General features: G+C 69.3%; 19 protein-coding genes and 4 pseudogenes. 15 read left to right on the top strand and 8 right to left on the bottom strand.

Annotated elements, in window-relative coordinates:
- Window positions 1–54: 54 nt before the first annotated feature.
- Window positions 55–738 (bottom strand): MerR family transcriptional regulator, encoded by a 684-nt coding sequence (locus AMK31_RS41850; protein WP_241842834.1) that lies wholly within the window; start codon window positions 736–738, stop codon window positions 55–57.
- The gene (locus AMK31_RS35920; RefSeq protein WP_073944955.1) at window positions 735–1,064 is read right to left on the bottom strand and encodes a hypothetical protein; all 330 of its coding nucleotides are present in this window, start codon (window positions 1,062–1,064) and stop codon (window positions 735–737) included. Before AMK31_RS35920 ends, AMK31_RS41850 begins: the two co-directional genes overlap by 4 nt.
- A 329-nt stretch (window positions 1,065–1,393) precedes the next feature.
- On the opposite strand from AMK31_RS35920, the gene AMK31_RS35915 reads away from it, so the two are divergent.
- The 3 genes from AMK31_RS35915 (at window position 1,394) to AMK31_RS35905 (ending at window position 3,306) form a co-directional block, all read left to right on the top strand.
- Window positions 1,394–2,059, top strand: coding sequence for a class I SAM-dependent methyltransferase (locus AMK31_RS35915; protein WP_073944954.1), 666 nt, complete (start codon window positions 1,394–1,396; stop codon window positions 2,057–2,059).
- Complete coding sequence (locus AMK31_RS35910) at window positions 2,056–2,343, top strand: sulfurtransferase TusA family protein (protein ID WP_073944953.1); 288 nt, start codon at window positions 2,056–2,058, stop codon at window positions 2,341–2,343. Before AMK31_RS35915 ends, AMK31_RS35910 begins: the two co-directional genes overlap by 4 nt.
- A 189-nt stretch (window positions 2,344–2,532) precedes the next feature.
- Complete coding sequence (locus tag AMK31_RS35905; protein ID WP_079187079.1) at window positions 2,533–3,306, top strand: sulfite exporter TauE/SafE family protein; 774 nt, start codon at window positions 2,533–2,535, stop codon at window positions 3,304–3,306.
- Window positions 3,307–3,429: 123 nt separating this feature from the next.
- Here the strand turns inward: AMK31_RS35905 and AMK31_RS35900 are convergent, their stop codons facing one another.
- Both AMK31_RS35900 and AMK31_RS35895 read right to left on the bottom strand, forming a co-directional pair.
- Window positions 3,430–3,804 (bottom strand): ArsR/SmtB family transcription factor, encoded by a 375-nt coding sequence (locus tag AMK31_RS35900; protein ID WP_073944951.1) that lies wholly within the window; start codon window positions 3,802–3,804, stop codon window positions 3,430–3,432.
- 39 nt (window positions 3,805–3,843) lie between these two features.
- Complete coding sequence (locus AMK31_RS35895) at window positions 3,844–4,902, bottom strand: flavin-containing monooxygenase (RefSeq protein ID WP_073944950.1); 1,059 nt, start codon at window positions 4,900–4,902, stop codon at window positions 3,844–3,846.
- A gap of 106 nt (window positions 4,903–5,008) precedes the next feature.
- Here AMK31_RS35895 and AMK31_RS35890 point away from each other — a divergent pair, with 106 nt between their 5' ends.
- The 3 genes and pseudogenes from AMK31_RS35890 (at window position 5,009) to AMK31_RS35880 (ending at window position 8,006) form a co-directional block, all read left to right on the top strand.
- Entirely contained in the window at window positions 5,009–6,373 is a 1,365-nt protein-coding gene (locus AMK31_RS35890) for an FAD-dependent oxidoreductase (protein ID WP_073944949.1), read from the top strand.
- 28 nt (window positions 6,374–6,401) lie between these two features.
- Window positions 6,402–6,860, top strand: a complete 459-nt coding sequence (locus tag AMK31_RS35885) for an ArsI/CadI family heavy metal resistance metalloenzyme (protein WP_073944948.1) — start codon at window positions 6,402–6,404, stop codon at window positions 6,858–6,860.
- Window positions 6,861–6,867: 7 nt separating this feature from the next.
- A pseudogene (locus AMK31_RS35880) lies at window positions 6,868–8,006 on the top strand (MFS transporter).
- Window positions 8,007–8,486: 480 nt separating this feature from the next.
- Here the strand turns inward: AMK31_RS35880 and AMK31_RS35875 are convergent.
- Window positions 8,487–8,739: pseudogene (locus AMK31_RS35875) on the bottom strand (PfkB family carbohydrate kinase); the annotation flags it as partial.
- A gap of 687 nt (window positions 8,740–9,426) precedes the next feature.
- Here AMK31_RS35875 and AMK31_RS35865 point away from each other — a divergent pair.
- The 5 genes and pseudogenes from AMK31_RS35865 to AMK31_RS35845 all read left to right on the top strand — a co-directional run.
- Window positions 9,427–10,095, top strand: a pseudogene (locus AMK31_RS35865) (extracellular solute-binding protein); the annotation flags it as partial.
- Window positions 10,096–10,245: 150 nt separating this feature from the next.
- A complete protein-coding gene (locus tag AMK31_RS35860) occupies window positions 10,246–11,139 on the top strand; it encodes a carbohydrate ABC transporter permease (RefSeq protein ID WP_073944945.1) in 894 nt (297 codons plus the stop codon).
- Window positions 11,140–11,141: 2 nt separating this feature from the next.
- On the top strand, window positions 11,142–12,068 hold the full coding sequence (locus AMK31_RS35855) for a carbohydrate ABC transporter permease (RefSeq protein WP_079187077.1): 927 nt from the start codon (window positions 11,142–11,144) through the stop codon (window positions 12,066–12,068).
- 271 nt (window positions 12,069–12,339) lie between these two features.
- The gene (locus AMK31_RS40565) at window positions 12,340–12,630 is read left to right on the top strand and encodes an ATP-binding protein (protein WP_143204293.1); all 291 of its coding nucleotides are present in this window, start codon (window positions 12,340–12,342) and stop codon (window positions 12,628–12,630) included.
- 671 nt (window positions 12,631–13,301) lie between these two features.
- A complete protein-coding gene (locus tag AMK31_RS35845) occupies window positions 13,302–13,685 on the top strand; it encodes a hypothetical protein (protein ID WP_073944943.1) in 384 nt (127 codons plus the stop codon).
- 1,341 nt (window positions 13,686–15,026) lie between these two features.
- Here AMK31_RS35845 and AMK31_RS42495 read toward each other — a convergent pair.
- On the bottom strand, window positions 15,027–15,824 hold the full coding sequence (locus AMK31_RS42495) for a DUF427 domain-containing protein (RefSeq protein WP_079187076.1): 798 nt from the start codon (window positions 15,822–15,824) through the stop codon (window positions 15,027–15,029).
- 667 nt (window positions 15,825–16,491) lie between these two features.
- Between AMK31_RS42495 and AMK31_RS35825 the strand changes: the two genes are divergently transcribed.
- From AMK31_RS35825 to AMK31_RS35815, 3 genes are all read left to right on the top strand, one after another.
- Window positions 16,492–17,481 (top strand): aldo/keto reductase, encoded by a 990-nt coding sequence (locus tag AMK31_RS35825; protein ID WP_073944941.1) that lies wholly within the window; start codon window positions 16,492–16,494, stop codon window positions 17,479–17,481.
- Between the two features lie 138 nt (window positions 17,482–17,619).
- A complete protein-coding gene (locus AMK31_RS35820; protein ID WP_143204292.1) occupies window positions 17,620–17,829 on the top strand; it encodes a hypothetical protein in 210 nt (69 codons plus the stop codon).
- A gap of 129 nt (window positions 17,830–17,958) precedes the next feature.
- Window positions 17,959–18,612 carry a TetR/AcrR family transcriptional regulator gene (locus AMK31_RS35815; RefSeq protein ID WP_073944939.1) on the top strand — a complete coding sequence of 218 codons (654 nt, stop codon included), beginning with the start codon at window positions 17,959–17,961 and terminating at the stop codon, window positions 18,610–18,612.
- A 714-nt stretch (window positions 18,613–19,326) separates the two neighbouring features.
- On the opposite strand, the gene AMK31_RS35810 is transcribed toward AMK31_RS35815, so the two are convergent.
- Window positions 19,327–20,154 carry a flavin monoamine oxidase family protein gene (locus tag AMK31_RS35810; protein WP_241842833.1) on the bottom strand — a complete coding sequence of 276 codons (828 nt, stop codon included), beginning with the start codon at window positions 20,152–20,154 and terminating at the stop codon, window positions 19,327–19,329.
- Window positions 20,155–20,179: 25 nt separating this feature from the next.
- Between AMK31_RS35810 and AMK31_RS40210 the strand changes: the two are divergent.
- Window positions 20,180–20,401 (top strand): annotated as a pseudogene (locus AMK31_RS40210) (IS5/IS1182 family transposase); the annotation flags it as partial.
- Between the two features lie 7 nt (window positions 20,402–20,408).
- Here the strand turns inward: AMK31_RS40210 and AMK31_RS35800 are convergent.
- Window positions 20,409–20,981, bottom strand: coding sequence for an EF-Tu/IF-2/RF-3 family GTPase (locus tag AMK31_RS35800; RefSeq protein ID WP_073944938.1), 573 nt, complete (start codon window positions 20,979–20,981; stop codon window positions 20,409–20,411).
- Window positions 20,982–21,199 lie beyond the last annotated feature (218 nt).

The following is a 21,199-nucleotide window of genomic DNA, read 5'->3' as shown; positions in this document are numbered from 1 at the left end:
CCCGCGCCCGTGATCTTCAGCGGGTCCCCGGACGTCTTGCAGCCGTAGCCGTCCTCACCCGCGGCCTTCGACGAGCAGGAGCAGGGGTGGGAGCGGCGGCGCTGGCCGTACCACCAGGTTCCGACGGCGAGCACGGCCGGGACGACGGCGACGGCGGGCAGCCAGCCCACGACCGCCCCGGCGCCCGCGCCGACGACGCCCGCCGTGATTAGGACGGGCAGCGCGCAGCACGCCACGCAGGCCAGCGCGGCCAGGCCGCCCAGGGCCTCCGGGGCCCGGTGGGGGCGGGGGCCAGCAGCAGGGGCCGGCATGGCGGTTCTCCTCGGCGAGGTCGGTGAAGGGGATGGGGCAGCAGGCGCTCGACGCGCAGACGGTCAGGTCGTCGCACCCGGCTTCGACGGCCGCGGCCAGGGCGGTGCGGATGGTGGTGAGGTCGGCGAGCTTCGCGTCGACCTCGGCGAGCTTGGCCGCGGCCCGTTCCTGGAGCCCGGCGACGGGGCGGCCGTGGCGGTGGCGGCCGGCCTCCAGCAGCTCGGCGACCTCGTCCAGCGTGAACCCGAGACGCTGTGCGGCCTTGATCACCCGCAGCGCGGTCACCGCGTCCTCACCGTACAGGCGGTGGCGGCCGTTGCTGCGCTCCGGCTCGGCCAGCAGGCCGCGCCGCTCGTAGTAGCGCAGGGTCTGGATGTTCACCCCGGCCGCCTCGGCGACCTGACCGCTGCGCAGGCCCGCGCTCACCGCTGCATCCCGGCGGTCCGTACGGCCAACGCGTCCAAAACGGCGTCGTGGGCCGCGTCCACCTCGATGTCCAGACCGATCAGGTCCTCGCCGGGGGTGGTGGTGAAAGTGAAGAACGAGCAGCAGCCGCTCTCCCGTCCCGCAAGGTCCCGCACCCGCTCCTCGATACCCGGTCCGGCGGCCAGCTCGAGGCGCAGCCGGAACGGCTCGGGCCTCGACGATGAGGCCAGCCGCTCGGAGAACAGCACGTCCCACTCCGCGACCCGCAGGGGCCGCTCCTCGGTGGGAAGCGTGCAGGACTGCGGCACCCACGCCAGATCACTCATCGCACTCGCTCCCGTCGCCGCGTCCCACGAGGGGCGGGGACACCTCCGACGGTAGACCTGTACCTAGGTACCGGTTGCAAGCCCGGAGCCTTCAAGAAACCTTGAAGATCGCGGCGGGAAGGCGCTCGAACCCCGCTTCAACCACATCCTGGATCTGCGCGAACTGCGCTCAGGCAGCGCAGTTCCCCACCAGCTCGAAGCGGACCACCGGTGACCCGGTCCCGCATGGCAGTGGCCATGAGGGCCGGATCGGGGTGCCCCGACAGCGGACCTAGGCCGGCCAACGGACAACCCGGCACCGGCCGGGAGCGAGAGGAGCACAGGCAGGCATGAACGGCCACGAGCGGGAGCTGGCCGAAGCCCAGCGCGAACACTGGCAGCACACCTACGGCTCCCACCCCGGCATGTACGGGCAGGCCCCCAGCGCGCCCGCACGGCACGCCGCCATCGTCTTCCGCGCCTCTGGGGGTCGGGAGGTGCTGGAGCTCGGCGCCGGCCACGGCCGCGACACCCTGTTCTTCGCCCGGGAGGGCTTCACCGTCCAGGCCACCGACTTCTCCGCCACCGGCCTGGAACAGCTCCGGCAGGCCGCCCGCGACCAAGACGTCGCCGAGCGGGTCGCCACCGTCGTGCACGACGTCCGCGAACCACTGCCCCTCGCGGACGCCTCGGTCGACGGCGTCTTCGCCCACCTGCTGCTGTGCATGGCCCTGTCCAGCGAGGAGATCCACGGGGTGGTCGGCGAAATCCGCCGCGTACTGCGGCCCGGAGGCTCCCTCGTCTACACCGTCCGGCACACTGGCGACGCACACTACGGTGCCGGCACTGCGCACGGCGACGACATCTATGAGCACGGCGGCTTCGCTGTGCACTTCTTCCCCCGACACCTGGTCGACACCCTCGCCGACGGCTGGACCCTCGACGAGGTCCATGCATTCGAAGAGGGCGAGCTACCCCGCCGCCTCTGGCGCGTCACGCAGACCGTGCCGCGATGAACGCCGGCCCGATACCCGAACCGGCCATCACGGTGGACGGCACCGGCCTGCTGTGCGTCACCCTCCTACTTCGCCTCCGCACAGCCATCCAGGGTGCCGAGGCCGGCACGCTCGTCCACGTCATCGCCACCGACCCGGCCGCACCGCTCGACCTGCCCGCCTGGTGCCACATGACCGGACACCACTACCTCGGCCCCGTCCCCGGCGAACGACCGGTGTACGCCCTCCGGCTCGTACCGGGCGCCCTGCCCACCAGGTCGGATGCGCCCTGGCACACGATCTGACGGAGCTGGCGAGTCCCTGCCAACTCACCCCCGACCGGTGTGGGCCCCACCAAGATCAATCTCGGCGGGGACTTTCTGTACCGCAGCTACTCACACCCGGACCCGCCGACGAGGCGCTCTACGCTCTCGTGGGGGCACGAGTAGAGGCACGCATCGGCTGAGGATCGGGGGAACCGGGTGGAGTGGGGGATGGGAGCGGCCGGCGTCATGGTCGGGCTGCTGATCGCCGTGCTGACCGCTCCGGTGGGGGTGTCCGGAGCCGTGTTCCTGCTGCCGGTTCAACTGAGCGTGTTCGCCGTCCCCAGCCCGGCCGTCACCCCGACGAACCTCCTCTACAACGTCGTCGCGGGGCCTGGTGCCCTGCTGCGCTACCGGCGCGACGGGGCCCTGCGAGGGCCCCTCGTCCGCCGGCTGGTGATGGGCACCCTTCCCGGGGTGATTCTCGGCGCGGTCATCCGCGTCTTCGCCCTGCCGGGCCCGCAGGTCTTCCGGCTCCTGGTCGCCGCCCTGATGCTGCCGCTCGGCATCTGGCTGATCACCCGGACGCTCCGCCCTGCGCACGCGCAAAGCCCGCGACCTGAACCCGTACCTCGGACGGTTACCGGCATGGCGCTCGCTGTCGGTGTCGTGGGAGGGATCTACGGCATCGGCGGTGGCTCGATCCTCGGACCTGTCCTTGTCGGCCGCGGTGTCCCTGTCGCCAAGGTCGCCCCCGCGGCGCTCGCCGCCACCTTCGCCACCTCCGTCGTCGGAGCCTCCACCTACGCACTGCTTTCCTTGGCCCAGACCGGCAGCATCGCCCCCGACTGGTCGCTCGGGCTGTCCTGTGGTCTCGGCGGCCTCATGGGCGGCTACCTCGGCGCCCGCCTCCAGCCCCGTCTGCCCGAGACGCTCCTGCGTCTCCTGCTGGGCACACTCGCCACCGCGCTCGGCGCCCTCTACGCCATCGACGCGCTCAACTGACCTGCGCGACAAGCGAAGTCCCAGTCGACGGCCAAAGGTGAAACAGGCATCTCAAACAGCCGCCCTCGAACCCAGACCAGCCAGCCCGGGCAGCAGTCGGAGGCCTCCTGCGCCCTGCCGTGGTCAGGCCACGGCAGGTGCGATGGTCAGCAGCTTGCCCATGGCGGCAAGCACGGACGGCTCGACGCGATAGTAGACCCAGGTGCCGCGCCGTTCGGAGGTCAGCAGCCCGGCCTCCTTGAGCTTCTTCAGGTGGTGGGAGACGGTCGGCTGGGAGACGCCGACGTCGGAGATGTCGCACACGCACGCCTCGCCGCCCTCGTGCGAGGCGACCGCGGAGAACAGCCGCAGCCGCACCGGATCACCCAGCGCCTTGAACATCCGGGCGGCCGTCTCCGCCTCCTCCGCGGTGAGCGGGCGCTCGGTCAGCGGCGGGCAGCACGGCGCCGCGGCCTCGGCGGCGGGTTCCAGCAGCGGCAGCACCTTCGTCTTCGACATGCATCTATGTTGACACATATCGAACCAGACGGGCGAGGGTCACCGTCGTCCCAGGTGGGCGGCGAGGTGGCAGGCGATGCGGGCGGCATCCCGGCCCACGCCCCGCAGGGAGTTCGACGACAGGCTGCGCTGCCACTCCAGCCCGACGAACGCAAGCCCCGGATGTTTCCGGGAGATGCCCTCCCGGTGCAGGGGATGCCCGGCGCCGTTAACGGCGCCGTCGAGTCCGGCAAGGTAGGGCAAGTCTGGCCGGTAGCCGGTGGCCAGCACGATCGCGTCGACCTCCTCACGCTCTCCGCCCGGCCAGATCACCTTCACGCCGTCGACGCCGGTGAACAGCTCCCGCCGGTCCGGCACCCCGGCCGCCAGGGCTGTGCGGTAGCGGCCGTCATCGATGACGGGCTGCCTCGGCGGCTCGCGCAGCAGACGGCCGAGTGGCGCGGTGTCCAGGCCGGTGTGCCGGAGCCAGAAGTGCAGGTCGCGGCCGAGGATGCGCTGACGGGCGAACCGCACCGGGGCGCGGCTGGCCAGCGTGACCTGCGCTCCGTTGACGAGCTCGGCAGCGATCTGCACCGCGGAGTTCCCCGCGCCCACCACCACAACCCGCTGACCGGCGAACGCGGCCGGGCTGCGGTAGTCGGCCGCGTGCAGCACCGTGCCGGTGAACGCGTCCAGGCCGGCCACGGCGGGCCGGTACGGGCGGCCGAACGTGCCGGACGCCGCGACCACGGCCCGCGCTGCGATCCGCTCCCCGCTCTCGGCCTCCACCTCGAACCCGCTCTCGCCGTACCGGACGCCCACCACGCGGCGGCCGGTACGGATGTCCGCATCCAGTCGGGCGGCGTACGCGCTCAGGTAGGCGACGACCTCGTCCCGGTGCGGGTAGCGGTCCGGATCGCCGGGAAACGGCATGCCGGGCAGGGTGCTGTACCGGGCGGGCGAGAACAGGGTGAGGCTGTCGTAGTACCGCGGCCACGACCCGGCCGCCCGCTCGGACGCCTCCAACACCACCGGCCGCAGCCCATGGGCGCGCAGCGCCTGTGCCGCCGCCAGCCCCGACTGGCCGCCACCGACCACTGCCACATCGATCTGTTCCATGCCCCAACCTTCTGATTCGGTGAATGTCTATGTTGACGCTCATCAATACAGGTGTCATCCTGGGTCCCGCAAGGCATCGACAGACGTCGAACCAAAGGGGAACACCGTGAACGCGCCCACCACCGACCAGCTGCCCGTCGTGGTCATCGGAGCCGGCCCTGTCGGTCTGGCCGCCGCCGCCCACCTCGTCGAGCGCGGCCTCGAACCGCTGGTCCTCGAAGCCGGCCCGTCCGCCGGCACCGCCGTACGCGACTGGGCGCACGTGCGGCTGTTCTCCCCATGGTCCGAGGTCACCAACGCCGCCGCCGAGAAGCTCCTGGCCCCGACGGGCTGGGTGCACCCCGACGACGCCATCTACCCCACCGGCGGCGACTGGGCCGAGCAGTACCTGCAGCCGCTCGCCGACGTGCTGGGCGACAAGGTCCGCTACGGCGCGACGGTCACGGGTGTGGCCCGCTCGGGCCGTGACCGCGTCGTCGATGCTGACCGCGACGAGCAGCCCTTCACCGTGCACCTCCGCACGGCGGACGGCGGCGAGGAGCGTCTTGCCGCCCGCGCCGTCATCGACGCCTCCGGCACCTGGGCCGTCCCCAGCCCGATGGGCGCCGACGGCCTGCCTGCCCTCGGCGAGCAGGCGGCGGCCGACCGCATCTCCTACCGCATCCCCGACCTGAAGGATCCGGCCGTCCGGGCCCGGTACGCGGGCAAGCGCACCGCCGTCATCGGCTCCGGCGCCTCCGCCTTCACCGCGCTCGCCTACCTCGCCGACCTTGCCAAGGACGAGCCGGGCACCCACGCGGTGTGGATCCTGCGGCGCGGCATCGGCGCGAACACCTTCGGCGGCGGAGAGGCCGACCAGCTGCCCGCCCGCGGCGCCCTGGGCCAACGCGCCAAGGCCGCCGTCGAGGCCGGCCACGCCAGCGCGGTCACCGGCTTCCGCACCCGGGCCGTGGAACGCGACGGCGAGCAGCTCGTCCTCGTCGCCGAGGACGGCCGCCGCCTGGGCCCGGTCGACGAGGTCATCGTCCTCACCGGCCTTCGCCCGGACCTGTCCTTCCTCTCCGAGGTTCGCCTCGGCCTCGATGAACGCCTCCAGGCCCCGACCGCGTTGGCCCCGCTGATCGACCCGAACGTGCACTCCTGCGGCACCGTCTACCCGCACGGCGTGACCGAGCTCTCCCACCCCGAGCAGGGCGTCTACCTGGTCGGCATGAAGTCCTACGGCCGCGCCCCCACGTTCCTCGCCATGACCGGCTACGAGCAGGTCCGCTCCCTCACCGCCGCACTCGCCGGTGACCAGGCGGCCGCCGAACGCGTCGAACTGGTCCTCCCCGAGACCGGTGTGTGCAGCGGCGGCGGACTCATCGAGGAGACCGACGCCGCTCCAAGCGGGGACGGCGGCGGCTGCTGCGCGGCCCCGGCCAGCCTGCAGATCGGCACCGGCACCCCAGCCACCACCGGCGGCTGCTGAACCCGCACCCTCAACCTGGAGGTTCGCCATGTCCCGCGTGCAACTCGCCCTCCGTGTCCCGGATCTCGACGCCTCGGTCGCCTTCTACAGCAAGCTGTTCGGCACCGAACCCGCCAAACTCCGCGACGGCTACGCCAACTTCGCCATCACCGAGCCCCCGCTCAAGCTCGTCCTCATCGAAGGCACCGCGGGTGAGGCGACCCGCATGGACCATCTCGGCATCGAGGTCGAGACGACCGACGCCGTCCACGCCGCCACCACCCGCCTCGGCGAGGCCGGCCTGGCCACCGACGTGGAGAACGACACGACCTGCTGCTACGCCCTCCAGGACAAGGTCTGGGTCCACGGCCCCGGCCAGGAACCCTGGGAGGTGTACGTCGTGCAGGCCGACACCGACACCCTGGCCAAGCAGCAGGGCAGCACCTGCTGCACCAGCTCCGCGGAAGCCGACTCCCGGGAACCAGCCGCCGCAGGCGACTGCTGCTGATCCGCCGATGACCAACCTCCACACCAGCAGGGCCGCGACCGGAACGGGGGACCGGTCGCGGCCCCGCGCCGTCCTGCCTGCTCTCTGCGCCACTCAGATCACCAGCTGGGGAATCGTCTACTACGCCTTCCCCGTCCTGAACCCCGAGATCACCGCTACCACCGGCTGGTCCGCCACCGCGACCACCGCGGCCCCCGACTGGTCATGACCACCGGGTCCGCCCTCGGCACCATGAGTCTGCTCCTGATCGCCACGGCCCCCAACCTGCCTACGTTCTTTGCCGGCTGGGCACTGGCCGGGCTGGCCATGGCCTCGACCTTCTACCAACCCGCGTTCGCCGCGCTGACCCGCTGGTGGGCCCCCGACCACGTCCGCGCGCTGACCACCGTCACCCTCGCCGGCGGACTGGCCTCCACCGTCTTCGCCCCCCTGACCGCCCTGCTCGCCGACCACCTCACCTGGCGCACCACCTACCTGGTGCTCGCCGCCGTCCTCGCCGCGGTCACCATCCCCGCCCACACCCTCGCGCTGCGCACCCCCTGGCCGACAGCCCCAACCGCATCCGTTCACACGGCCACAGACGCCGTCGCCGTCACCCGCAGCAGGCCGTTCCGGCTGCTCGCCACAGTGTTCACGCTCTCCGCGTTCGCGATGTACGCCGTCGTCGTCGCCCTTGTTCCCCTGCTCCTCGAACGCGGCTACACCACCAGCCAGGCAGCCTGGGCACTCGGACTCGGCGGCGCCGGACAGACCCTCGGCCGCACCCTGTACACCGCCATCGCCCGGCACACCACGGCCACCGCCCGCACAACCGTCCTGATCGGGCTCGGCGGCCTCACCACCGCGGCCTTCGCGACCGTGCCCGGCCCGTACGCCCTCATCGTCGCCGTCTCGATCGCGGCCGGAATGGTCCGCGGCAACCTCACCCTGCTCCAGGCAACAGCCGTCACCGACCGATGGGGCACCACCCACTACGGCCGCCTGTCCTCACTGCTCACAGCCCCTGCGACCATCGCCGCCGCGCTCGCCCCACTGGCCGCCGCCGCACTCGCCGCACCCCTCGGCGGTTACAGGCACATGTTCATGCTCCTGGCCATGGTCTCCTCGGCCGCCGCATTCACCGCCTTGTGGACGAGGACGAAGTAGCACCGCACGTGAAGGCGATCCAGTCTGCCGACTAAGGGCATGTGGGGCTCGATGTCCGAGCACAGCTGGCCCTGCGGGTGGACAACGGACAACAGCAACCCCTGTCCATAACTTCGGCTCGCTCGCCCACCCAGGGCGCAAGATCGGGTCGGGCACGGGGGTGGCCAGTATCGGTTCCGGTAGCGTCCAGGTCACACCGTGAGGCCTTCCACGGCATCTGACGGCCGTTCGGGTCCCCGGCCGCCTTGCGTCGGCGCGCGAGCCGAAGGCCGCAGTGCGAGCGTGGAGGCAGGAACATCCACGCCGGGATGGGCAGTGTAGGTCTCGTCGTTTGTGGCACAGGACGTGCTCACTGACCGGCTCCTCTCCCGCTGCCCCAGCCCGATGGCACAGCCAGCTGGTCTCAGGGCCGTGGCACTTCCCCAAAGAGTATGAGAGCTGAGCCGCCGTGGCTTTCCGCCCCGCGGCACACCTGACGCGTCATGTCCCGCTCAGCGCCGATCGCAGTGCCGTTCCTTCCTTCCAGGGTGGATTCGCACCGGGGACCGAGCATGTCAACGCGGCAGCGTGGGCGGCAAAATGAGCGGCCGTCAGCGGCGTCGTTGAGGGTCAGTGTGTCGAGTCGGCCGCCAAGGTGTCCGAGGGCATCGAGACGGTGAAGGAGGCCCGCGGTGAATGAGTCCCCCGCGCCGACGGTGTCGACCACGGTGACAGGAGGGGCCGTGACGGTGACGTGCGTTAGCTGTGCACGTCACTGCGCCTGGTGTCCGGATGGCGTTGGGAACGCGGAGACAGGGGGTTGGCCCGGTAGTGCTCCAGGCGTTCAAGGACTTCGCCCGGAGCACGGGATGCAGGTCGGCGGTTGCTGCGTTCGTCATTCGCCGGTTGGGCTGCCAGCTACTTCGCTACGCCACGCCTTCGGCATTCTCGACGACTCCTGTCCCGAGGGTCCGCCGGCCTTTCCGGTCGGCCGCATCCGAGCGCTCGGCTTCCTCGAGGGTCGCGTCCGGCTCGGCTCGTTCGACGGGCAGAAGCCGCGGGCTCGTGTCCGTCAGCGTCGTGCTTCTGGTGGTACTCGGACCCGTGCCGAGTCGGCGTCGTGCGTTGCTCATGACGGGAGTCTCCCGCGCCTCGCTCGCGTTTCTCCAACTGAGTCACCAGCCTCGTGAGTTTGTCGCGCGACCGGGCCCGTTCCGAGGACTCCACGAGCCCTCAGCTCCTCCAGGTCGGGCAGGTGGACTCCGGGCAGGGAGTGGAGCAGGTCGGCCTCGGTGGCACGGATGTGTGCAGGAGTCTGGGGGCCGGTGCCCAGAGTTCGGCGGGCTGTCACGAGGGGATCGTACGGGCGGCGCATCCTCAGTGCCTGTTCCTGAGGCCGACATGACATAACGGCAACGCGGGCAACGACCACCCCGCCGGCCACTGGCTCTACCTGCTCGCCCTGTCCCAGGCCAACGACACCTGGGTCGACGACTACCAGCTCTACGCGGGCAAGGTCGACTTCCACGGCCCCGAGATGACCTACGCCGTCGAGAAGTATCAGGAGTGGCTCGACAAGGGCTACTTCGACAAGAAGGACGTCGGCCTCAAGGGCAGCGACATGACCGAGCAGTTCGTCTCGCAGAAGCGGCCCATCATGGTCGGCGGCAACTGGTGGTTCGGCGGCCTGACCACCGACATCGAGAACTTCGAGTGGTCCACCGCCCCCTACCCGGGCAGCGAGAAGACCCTCGGCTCCGGCGGCAACCACTGGGTCATCCCCACCAAGGCGAAGAACAAGGAACTTGCCGAGGACTTCATCGACATCACCATGTCCGACAAGATCCAAAAGCTCATCGGTGAAGGCGGCAGCGTCCCCATCGCCGCCCAGGCGGACACCATCACCAACCCAAAGGCCAAGGAGCTGATCACAGCCTTCGACGCCTACCAGTCGATCAACGGTCTGGCCTTCTACCCCGACTGGCCCGTCCCCGGCTACTACGACACCTGGCTGGCCGCCACCCAGAATCTCATGAACGACGGCAAGCCCGACACCGTCCTCGACGAACTCGCCGCCCCGTACCAGAAGTACATCTCCACCCGGTCCTAGAAGTGCCGCGGCCGAAACCACCGGCCACATCCCGCATCGCACAGGAGCCGCCCCGCCGGCATCGCCCGGCTGCGCCACCCCGATGCCGCGCCGTTCAGGGGACGGCACCCGGCCCGCCCGGCCCGCCGTCCCGCCCACCTAGGAGCAACCGTGAAAACCACACGTCACCGGCGGTCCTCGGGGTACGCCATCTTCCTTGCCCCCGGCCTGCTGCTCAGTCTGCTCTTCCTCGTCGTCCCGCTGGTGATGACCTTTTACTACAGCCTCACCGCCTGGCAGGGCATCGGCACCCCTGAACTTACGGGCCTGGACAACTACACCCGGCTCTTCCAGGACGCCGACTTCTGGGCCTCCTTCCGCAACATCGCCTTCGTCATCGTCGGCATCGCGGTCGTACCCACCCTGCTCGGCCTGTTCCTCGCCGCCCTGCTGTTCGACTACATCGGCAAAAAGCACGGCGACGGCATCGTCGCCGTCTTCCGCTCCGGCCTCTACCTCCCCCAGGTCATCCCGGTCGCCGTGACCGGCCTGATGTGGGGATGGATCCTCGCCCCCGAAGGCGCGATCAACAGCATCCTCGACACCATCGGCCTGTCCTCGCTGCAAGAGAACTGGCTCGGCGACCCCGATCTCGCCCTCTGGGTCGTCCTCGGCGTCCTCGTCTGGATGCAGCTCGGCTACCCCCTGGTGCTGTTCCTGTCCGGCCTGCAGCGCATCGACCCCGAACTGTACGAGGCCGCCTCACTCGACGGCGCGAGCTGGTGGCAGCGCTTCACCCGCATCACCGTCCCCATCCTGCGACCCGAGGTCTACGTCGTCCTCGTCACCACCACCATCGCCGGCCTGAAGGTCTTTGCCCAGATCTTCGTCCTCACCGGCGGCGGCCCCGGCAACTCCACCCTCGTCCCCGCGTACTTCGCGTACCAGAACTTCTTCGAGCGCGCCGACGTCGGCTACGGCTCCGCCATATCCAGCACCATCATCCTGTTCGTGCTGATCATCGCCGGCACCATGCTCAGCCGCCAGGCCCGCGAGGACGGATGACCATGATCACCCACGACACTGACACCACCCGAAGCGCACGCAAAACGGCAACAGCACCTCCCAGCCACGCCGCGCCCAAGGAACGCAGAAGAAGGAAAACAGCCGACGGACGGGGACCAGGCTCCTACGCTGTCGTCGCCGCCGTCACCGTCTTCGTCCTGGCCTTCCTCGCCCCCTTCGCGATCATCCTGGTCAACTCCTTCAAGACCAGCGCCGACTACCGCGCCAACGGCTCCCTCTCCTGGCCCGAACAGTGGAACTGGGACATCGTCGGCGACGTCTGGGAACGCGTCGACTTCACCCAGAAACTGGTCAACAGTGTCCAGATCAGCCTCGGCGTCGTCGCCATCGCCGTCCTCCTGGCCCTTTTCAACGCCTACGCCATCGGCATCGGCCGCATCCGCTGGCGCACCGCCTTCCTGGTCTTCTTCCTCGGCGCCAACGTCCTCCCGCAGGAAGGCCTCGTCTACCCCATCTACTACCTGTTCAAGGAGCTCGGCCTCTACGACGGCAAGCTCGGCTACACCATCCTCGTCGGCATCACCTACAGCGCCTTCGGCACCTATCTGCTCTCCTCCGTCTTCAGCACCTTCCCCAAGGAACTCATCGAAGCCGCCTCCCTCGACGGCGCCGGCCGCTGGACCATCCTCTGGCGGATCGTCCTGCCGATGAGCTGGCCCACACTGTCGGTGATGTGCGTGTTCTTCTTCGTGTGGAGCTGGAACGAGTTCCTCTACCCGCTGGTCCTGCTCATCTCCAACGACAACCAGACCGTCCCCCTCGGCCTGTCCGTCACGCAAGGCCAGTACACCAGCGATCCCACCGCACTCAGCGCCGCCGCCCTCCTCGGCGTCATACCGATGATCGTCTTCTTCTTCATCTTCCAGCGCACCCTCACCCGCGGCCTCACCGCGGGCGCCGTCAAGTAACCCCTCCAAGAACCGCCCCGGATCCGGCCCTCCAGCCGCCCCGCAACCGGATCCGGGGCACACCCCCGGGGACCGGAACCGATCAAGAAAGGACGGACCACCTCCCGCCACTCAGCCCTCACTGGAACACCCCACCACCTCAACGCAAGGCTCGCCATGAAGACGACCACCCACCTCGTCGCGTCCCAACGGCAGCACCACAACACCGGCTCCCGCGCCAGCCACCTGCCCCTCGAACACACCCCACACGCAGCACGGACAGCGCGGCACCATGCCCGTACGACCCTGGGCGCGTGGGACCGGCCGCTCCCCGTCATCGAGGACGCCGTCGGTCATCTCAGAACTCGTCACCGACGCCCACCTGCTGACCCACGACCAAGGGCTGGTCATCTCCGTCCGGGACACCTGTCCCGCCCCGATCGACCTTCCGGCAGGCCTCCCCGGCGCCGGTGAAGACCACGGCCGAGGCCTGAACACCGTCCGCGCCCTCGCCGACGCATCCGGGTGGAGCCACGGTCTGACCGGCCGCCGCCCTCCGCACCGTCGCACCGCGCGGCGCTGACAGCCCCCCCGCCCCGGTGACGCCGACCCTGCCGACGCCCGGACGGACCTGCTCGCACCCCTCGGCACCATCCTTATCGGCCCGGCAACCTCGGTCACAACCCGCTGGAGATCAAGCGCAGAACCACCCTCGACATCGTGATCAAGCAGCCCGGCACCGCGGTGGCTGGACGGCAGCCTGGCACCCGCATGTGGCCCTCGCCGGCACGCTGTGGATCCTTCGGTCGGCAGCATGCAGCGACGAGGGAACAGCCGCCAACCGGTGACGCGAGCGCACATGCGGCCGCGATCGGGCAGGCATCCGGCACATGGTGCCGCCTGTCACACCCTCGCACTGGCCGTCCTGCGCCAGGTGTTGCCGTGCGAGGTCGAGGAAGTAGATGAAAAGGGGGCCGGCACCGCCGGGCCCCATGTGCATCCCGTCCAGGACGACGCCCATTGCCGGCAGGGCGATGCCCGCCACGCGGGCAGTCACTCCTCCGGCCTCGGTACTGGTGGGCTCGCGTATCCACCTGTCGCCCGCCCTTCGAGGAGTCCGGCCGGCAAGTGACCTTGCGTGATCGCCGGCCACGCGTCCCCGCTCCAGATCACGCCGGTCCCTGAGGCGCCGAGCGCCTCGACCAAAACCTGTCCGTCGTCGGGGAGAACGTGCGAACAACACTGATATTCACGATGGGTGCGATCCTGCTCGCGGCTGGTTGCTCCAACGGCCAGTCCAGCAGTGCGGCCAATACGGGGGACCCGTCGGCGGCTGCGGTCGAGGACTCGCCGGCACAGGCCTGCACACACGACGTGCTTGCGGCCCTGTCGCTCAAGTGGCGGGAGGACAAGGCGCCCCTCGATCAGGATGACAAGAAACTGCTCCAGGCGTTCATGGACGCCAACATGGTCGAGAACACCCCGCAGTACCAGATCTTCATCGACCACTACGCCGCAGGTACAGGCCCGATCGCCCTGGCCGTTGCCCAGGGCACGGACCACGAAGAGGCCATCACGTCACAGCTCGGCACCGAAAGCGGAGGCGTCGCGGCGGACTGCGCCGCAACCGCCAGGTAACGGGGTGGCTCGCTAACCGACTCGGCGCAACACCTACCGGATACGTCCGCTACACCGGCCCGGTACCCACACGAGACCTCCAGGCCCCCGGCGCCTTGCCGCAATCCTGGCGCCCCAGCTGACGCCATGTGGCGCGGGCGGTCGCGCCACGGCCGATACGTAGGCCGCCGCGTGGAACGGCAGGCTCGAGCCGACCACGGACAGGGCCACGAGCACTTTCCCGCGTCGCGTACGCGTGCGGCGGCCGTCGTGCGCGGCGACCTGGGTTTCTGGATCGGTGTGCATTGTCATCGGGTCGGGTGCACGGATCGGGAAAGAGCGACGATGCGGTTGCAGGTGCCTGGCACCCGCGCAGAGGGCACCGGTAGCCGCGCAGGGCAGACGGGCGGGAGGGGAGAATAGGCGCCCACTGCCCCCAATGCCATGCGTACGCACTTGGTACGCAATATGTACGCTCGAAGGTATGGGGACGGTGCACGAGGTGCAGCAGGTCCAAGTCATGTCCAGCGCATGCCGATGGCGGAGAGCTGTTGTCCAGTAGCGGTCTTTCTGATCAGTGGGTGCATGGCGTTGGCCTGTACCCGAGGCTGCCACCGAGCCAGGACTGCCTCCTCGATCGCCCGAACCTGCCTCGGACCCGGGGGACGGCGCGCTCCTGGCTTCTTCGTCACCCACCGTTGCACCGTGCACGACGGCCACCCTCCGGGTGGATCCCCGATGCGCTGCCAGCAGAAAACGCAGGCGGTCCTCAGTGCTTGAGGGAACGGGCCGGGTGCGCAACGCGCGCTCCAAACCTGGGACCGCCCGGGAGAACCGGGCAACGCCCGGATCGCGAAGAACGACGGCTTCACCGCCCCCAAGGAACCGCTGCCCTGCTGGCGCGACCATCTCGCCCTGAGCTGCACCCCGGCGGGCTGGCTCCGTGCCGCTCGACCGATGCGTCATCGACCTGGGCACCGGAGCTGGAACCGGCCCGCGTCGTCGACCAGGCGGGACTGGCACAGATCGCGGGACTGGCACTTGACGACCTGCCCCATCCGACACACGGGCGCCGAGGCCTGGCCGTCCCTCAGACCGAAACGGCCGAGGGCCCGCGTGAGTCCCGGCCGGTCACCCGCGACTGGGCCCAGGAGCACCGCAGGACCGATGAATCGCAGACGCTCCTGTCCGGCATCGACGCCGTTCGTGGCAGGGGTGGGGCAGATGGCGGAGGAGATCGGGCTGACGGTGCCGTATCCGCCCTCCTGGCTGATCGGGTCGACTACCCTGTTCGAGCCCGACGTCTTGGTCGAGGCGGGGGCGACTGCGACCCTCGCCTGAGCGGCTCTCACCGTCGTCGCCTCACCACAGTTGGGTGCCCGGGGCACCCTTGAACGGCCCACGCACCTCCGCGGTGATCCAGCCGCCGTAGAAGTCCCCCTCCTGCGCCGTGACCTCCTCCCCGTCGACCGTGCAGCGGTCCATGCGGCTCGGGTAGAAGGCGAAGAAGCCGGCAAGGGGTGCGTAGCCGGGCTCGGGACAGGCATAGCTCCAAGCGGCGCGAGCGCGCACGTCGTCTCCCACGACGACGTCCCAGTACCGGGCCGACCCCTTCCATTCGCACCAGGTCCGGCCCGCGACCGCCGGGAACAGAAGCTCCGTACGGACGTCTCGCGGAGGAATATAGAACACGGGGGGATGGCTGGTCTCCAGCACCCGGACGGCCCTGCAGGTCTCGGCCACCACCTGTCCGGCGCACTCCACCCGCACGTCACGGTCGTCCTCCCGCATGACGGGCGGCCGCGGGTAGTCCCAGACCGACTCGGGCGTCCGCAAGGCGGAACGCGGCACGGGCTCCTCCAGCGGGTCCAGATACACCTCGTCCTCGTAGCACCAGGCCCATTCCCGGTCGCGTGCCAGGGTGCGCGCCACCGGGTGCGCGCTGGATTCGAAGTGGGCTGTGGCGTGAGCGCCGCGAGAGCTGTCGCTGCAGCCCACGTGGCCGCAGGTCAGGCACAGCAGCAGGTCGGCCGGTGCGCGTTCGTGCGCCGCGCACGACGCGCACGTCTCACTCAGCGGGGGCGGATCCGCCGTCCAGGCGTGGGAGCAGGGTTTCCCCGAGGGCCGTCCGCCATCGCGCCGGGGGGTCCATCTCGTCATCAGTGATCACCAGCTCGCGCAGTCGACATCACGCTTCTCGGCAGCACTGCGCCCCGGCCCACGCCCGTGTCGGTCACGCTCTCTCATCTGCCGGTCCTGTTCTCCACACTGTTTCACCGCACAGGAGATGCAGGCCACCGGACACTGGACCCCCAGCGGCGACCCTCCGCGCCGCAGGCACGCGCCACCTGGAAGTGACCACGGTCGATACCGCCTGGGAGGAAACCAGCAGCCAGGCGGCCGACCCCGGGAGGGTGGCCTCCCACAGAGCAGGGGCCGACGTACCGGACAACCTGGCAGCCGGACACCGGCCCCAGACGTGGCCGGCGGTCGTCGGCGGCGTAGTCCCGCGTACGGGCGGCGGCTGGTACCACCAGCGTCCCCGGGCGCCGCATCCCGCACGGCGCAGGACGAACGGCCCCAGTCTCGCCTCCCCAGAGCCCTGGAGCGTCACACCGGTGTGGGGCCCGACCAGGAGCCGAACTTCACATCTCACTTGTCATGGAGCGCGCTCGAAGTCATAGCGTCGAGGACGTAACGGCGCACGACGCCCTCTCAGCGCCCGCTCCTCCTGAGGATGCTGCATGGTGGCATCTGTGCCTGGATGGACGAGAGGCTTCGTGCCGCCCGAACGACGATCAAGGCGCAGGGAAGGCTGGGACACGACATGCAGAAGCGTAGTCTGCGGCAATTGCGGGTATCGGCCATCGGCCTGGGGTGCATGGGCATGTCCGCCTTCTACGGAACCGCCGACGACGAGGAGGGCATCGCGACGATCCGGCACGCCCTCGACCTCGGGGTGAACTTCCTCGACACCGCGCAGATGTACGGCCCCCTCACCAACGAGTCCCTCGTCGGCGAGGCGATCCGAGGGCACCGCGACGAATATGTGATCGCGACGAAGTTCAACTACCGGATGGACGATGCAGTGCCGGGCGACATCAGCACGGTCGGCCCGCAGGACGGCTCGGCCGAGCACGTCCGCAGCTCGATCCACGGTTCCCTGGCGCGCCTGGGGACCGACCGCATCGACCTGTACTACCAGCATCGGGTCGACCCGAACGTACCCATCGAGGAGACGGTCGGCGCGCTGGGCGAGCTGGTCGCCGAGGGCAAGGTGCGGCACATCGGCCTGAGCGAGGCGAGCGCGCAGACCATCCGGCGTGCCCACGCCGTGCACCCGATCACCGCGGTGCAGAGCGAGTACTCGCTGTGGTCGCGTGACGTGGAGGCCGAGGTGCTGCCCGTCTGCCGGGAACTGGGCATCGGCTTCGTGCCCTACTCCCCGCTGGGCCGCGGTTTCCTCGCCGGGCGGTTCACATCGCCGGACGAGCTCGACGCGAACGACTGGCGCCGCGAGAACCCGCGCTTCCAGGAGGCCAATCTCGAGGCGAACCTCCGGCTGGCGGCAAAGGTGAAGGAGATCGCCGAGGAGAAGGACGTCACCCCGGCGCAGTTGGCCATCGCCTGGGTACTGGCCCGGGGCGAGGACCTGGTGCCGATCCCGGGCACCAAGCGACGCACCTACCTGGAGCAGAACGCCGCCGCCGTCGACATCACGCTGACCGAGGACGACCTGTCCCGAATCGATGCGGAACTGCCCGAGGCGGCGGGCGAGCGGTACGACGAGGCGGGGATGCGATCCGTCGATCGCTAGTACCGCCTTCCGACCGGGCAGACCGCCTCCACGGGCGGGTAGCACCGCACCCTGCGCCGCGTCGGTGCCGCCCTGCTCCCGGTCACCGTCGCCCCCGCTCTCAGCGCTGGTCCGGATAATCCGCCCGTCCTCGTCGCGGTGGATGTGGACCGGGCGTGCGGAGCCGACCTGGTGTACCTCTGCCAGGTGCCCGAGGACCGGGACTTCGCCGTCCGCCCCGGCCTGCCGGAACAGCCCTACAGCATCAGGCCGGACACCTACCAGCTGTTCCTGGGCAACGAGACCTGCCTGCTGGCCTGGTCGGCCCACTGTGACCCGGCGGCCGTGTGGCCGGTCAACCAGCACTGACAGCGGCTGAGGCCGTGCCGGGCGGCTGGCCGTGGCGCCGTACGGAAACCTCCGCCGTATGGACTTGGCACCATACGACGTATGGATAAGAAAGTGAGGCGTCCCCCGCGGGGAACGAGGAAGAGGGATGTGCCTCTGAGCGAGGCCGGGATCTACGCCGCCGCCCTGCGACTGATCGACGCGGACGGCGTCGAGGCGCTCACCATGCGCAAACTCGCCACCGAGCTCGACGCGAACCCTATGTCGCTCTACTATCACGTGCCGAACAAGGAAGCGGTTATGCGCGGCGTGACCAAAATGGTCGGCGCCCAGTTCCGCACCGTGGCGCCTGAGGACGCTCCTTGGCAGGAGCGCATTCGCCTGCTCGCAACAGATTTCCGGGCCTTGGCGCACCGCCATCCCGAACTGATGGCCTACTCGTTCAGCCGCCAGCCCGACTTCGTCCAGTCCGACGACCCGTTCTGGACCGCGCTCACCGCGATCGTGGAGGCTGCCGGAGTTCCGCGGTCAGAAGTCTCGAAGATCACGGCGCTGATGGTCGCCGTCGTCATCGGTGTCCTTGTCGCCGAACTCAACGGCTCCCTCCATCGGTGGTCGACCCTCAAGCCCCCTGGCTTTGACGATGGTGAAGACGGTGATGGGGCTGCAGGCCCTGACTCTGCGGACGTAGCGTCTGAACGCCCTGACCAGGACCACATGTTCCGCCTCATGACGGACACGTTGATCGCAGGCCTGGAAAGCCGGCTCACCGGCGACAGCGACGGCCGGGACGCCGGTCTGTGAGCCACGCCTTCTGGGGCGCTGGCCCGTGAGCTGCCCCGCAGTCGGGCGATCTCAGGCTGCGGCACGCGGGAGCCACCCCAGTCACGTCGGGGAACACCGCCCGGCGGGGTGGTTCCACAGCCTTCGCACGGCAGCCGTATGACGCTGACCGATGAAATGACCATAGCCGTTGGCTTATTCCTGATCGCCCTCCCGAAGCGGGAGATCGCCAGCCTGGTAGATCTGCATCACCTATCCGTTCATCGAGTCACCGAGTGCTGCTGCCGTGAGTGCGAGGTGACGCCCCGTGTCGATGAGCCGCACCTGATCGCCGCACTGTTGGCCACGTCCGCTCTCTCGGCCCTGATGACCACATTCACCGATCCGCGTGAACGGACCAGGGCCTCCACCGTCGCAGGGTCGACCCTGCCAACTAGTGCGCGTCGTGGCCGAGTGAACGCACGCCTGATGCCGGCGCATCCGGCGTGCGTCACAGGACGACCGTCAGCGTAAGGGCGGGTCCACTGTGGGCGTCAGCAGGAGCTCGTCGAGGCCGACGATCGACCTGGCGTCCGGCGATGCCGGCGAGAAGCTCGGTGCAGGCGAGGAGTCGTGGACGCCGGCCGTGAGCCGCCAGCACGGTGACCGGATCGTGTCAGCGACCTCGGGAGTGAGCACGGGCCCAGTTCCTTCATGCTGGCCGGTCTGCCCTGACCCCCGAGGAGCCGGCGAGGCTTACTCCGAGGCGGCTCCTTCGACGCTGAGTCGCCGGGCGACCTGCTCGGCAGTGTGCAGACCTGACAGGACGGCGCCGTTCATGGTTCCGACCCACTCGCCTGCGGTTTCGGTGCCAGACCAGTGGATACGCCCGTGAGGCTCGGTGAGGGCGCTGCCGTAGCTCACGGATGCGTAGGGAGCCACAGCGGGGTGCGGGCCACCAGGGGCGAACGGTTCTGTGCCCCAGCAATGGTCTACGTAGTCAATAGGCGTACTCGCCTGGGCGCCGTACAAGTCAACCAATTGCTGGATGACTCGGCTACGTCGAATCTCTGGGCTGAAGCCGTCGTACACACGAGGGGCACAGAAGACCATCAGGATGCCCGGTCCATCGTCAGGCGACACGTCGAAGGTGATGAACGCCGTCCCGGTGTCCGTCAGTGCCTCACCCGAAAGCCCCTCAGCCCGCCAGAAAGGCTTTTCATAGGCGACGAACGCCTTGCTCAGAGCGCCCATGGGCCAAGTCCTCGTGAGCCCCTGGGCCTTCTCCGGCAGGGCCGGCTGAAACTCGATGTAGGCACGGTGCTCGGGGGCCGCGGTGACGATAGCGTACTTGGCATTGATCACAGCCGAGTCGGTATGGACCGTGACGCTGTTGTCGTCCTGGGAGATCCGGCCAACACGGGAGTCCAGAACAACCCTGTCGCCGAGTTGCTCGGCGAGCCGGTTGGCGATCTCCTGAGTGGTTTCGGTGATCCGGTCCTGTTGCTGCCCGCCTTCGACGGCGAGCATGTGGTCGAGCCCCCCTACAGCTTGGATGTAGCGCAATACGTGCAGCAGCGACACGTCTCCCGGGCTGCAGCCCCACTGTCCGGAGCCGGACAACCAGCGGGCCAATCGACGTCGCCGCGGGAGTGCGGGCGGCAGGCCCACTGGCTCTGACCCGGCGCGGTATGTCCGCCGGAACGAAGTCGAGCGGCTGATCGGCAAGCTCAAGACCCACAGGGCTGTCCCGATGCGTTTCGACAAGCGGGCCTTCGTCTTTGAAGGAACGGTCTCTGTCGCGGCGATCCGGCTCTGGCTCCGTTCGTGAGTGAAGCTCAAAGCAGGAGTTCAATCACGGTGCCCGATCCGGCGGCACGACCGTGGTAACGGAATGCGAAGGACTGACCTTCCTCAAGCGCGACAGGCTCTTCCAGTACCACTGTCACCTCAGCTCCGTGAAGCGGCCGGACTATGTGGACGCCCTCGGGCAGTGTGACGGTACCCAAAACTGCGGCGGTGCGGGCGTGGACACAGAGACGATCGCCGGAGACAACGTCCGCACCGCCCTGTTCCTCGGACAGCAGGGTGATGCCGGAAAAGCCGGTATGGGCGCTGACCGATTCTGGTGCCGCGATCACCTGCCCCCGCTCGATGGCGTCCGCGGCAATGCCACGCAGCAGTACCCCCACGTTCATCTCCGCCCTCGCCTCCTCGATGGACATGTGGTTCTGTTCGATGTCCGCGATATGAGCGGTCGCGCTGCCACCCAAGCCGATGATCTCCACCGCGTCGCCCTTGCGTACCCGGCCGCGTTCGATCCGACCCGTCGCCATGACCACCCTGCCCTGTTGCAGGCAAAAGACGTCTTCGACGGGCATCAGGAACGGCTCTGCTACTGCGCCCGCCACTGACTCACCTGGAGATCCGCCCATGAGTACCCATGCTCCCTTGTGACCGCACGTGGCAGCCACGAACGGGAGTCAGAGGCTAACAACGATCGCTGGCCGCTCAGCCCAGGGGCCAATGCAGGCATTCCATCGCAGCCCAGCTACGACCTACCGGACAGGCCTTAGGCAGTGTCTTTCCGATCATCTGATCGTTGGACTGGCTGTGAGGGATGGGGAGA

It is taken from the genome of Streptomyces sp. TSRI0107 (assembly GCF_001905845.1).
GTDB lineage: Bacteria > Actinomycetota > Actinomycetes > Streptomycetales > Streptomycetaceae > Streptomyces.
The sequence above is the reverse complement of the archived record's forward strand: the minus strand, read 5'-3'. Positions and strand labels throughout refer to the sequence as shown.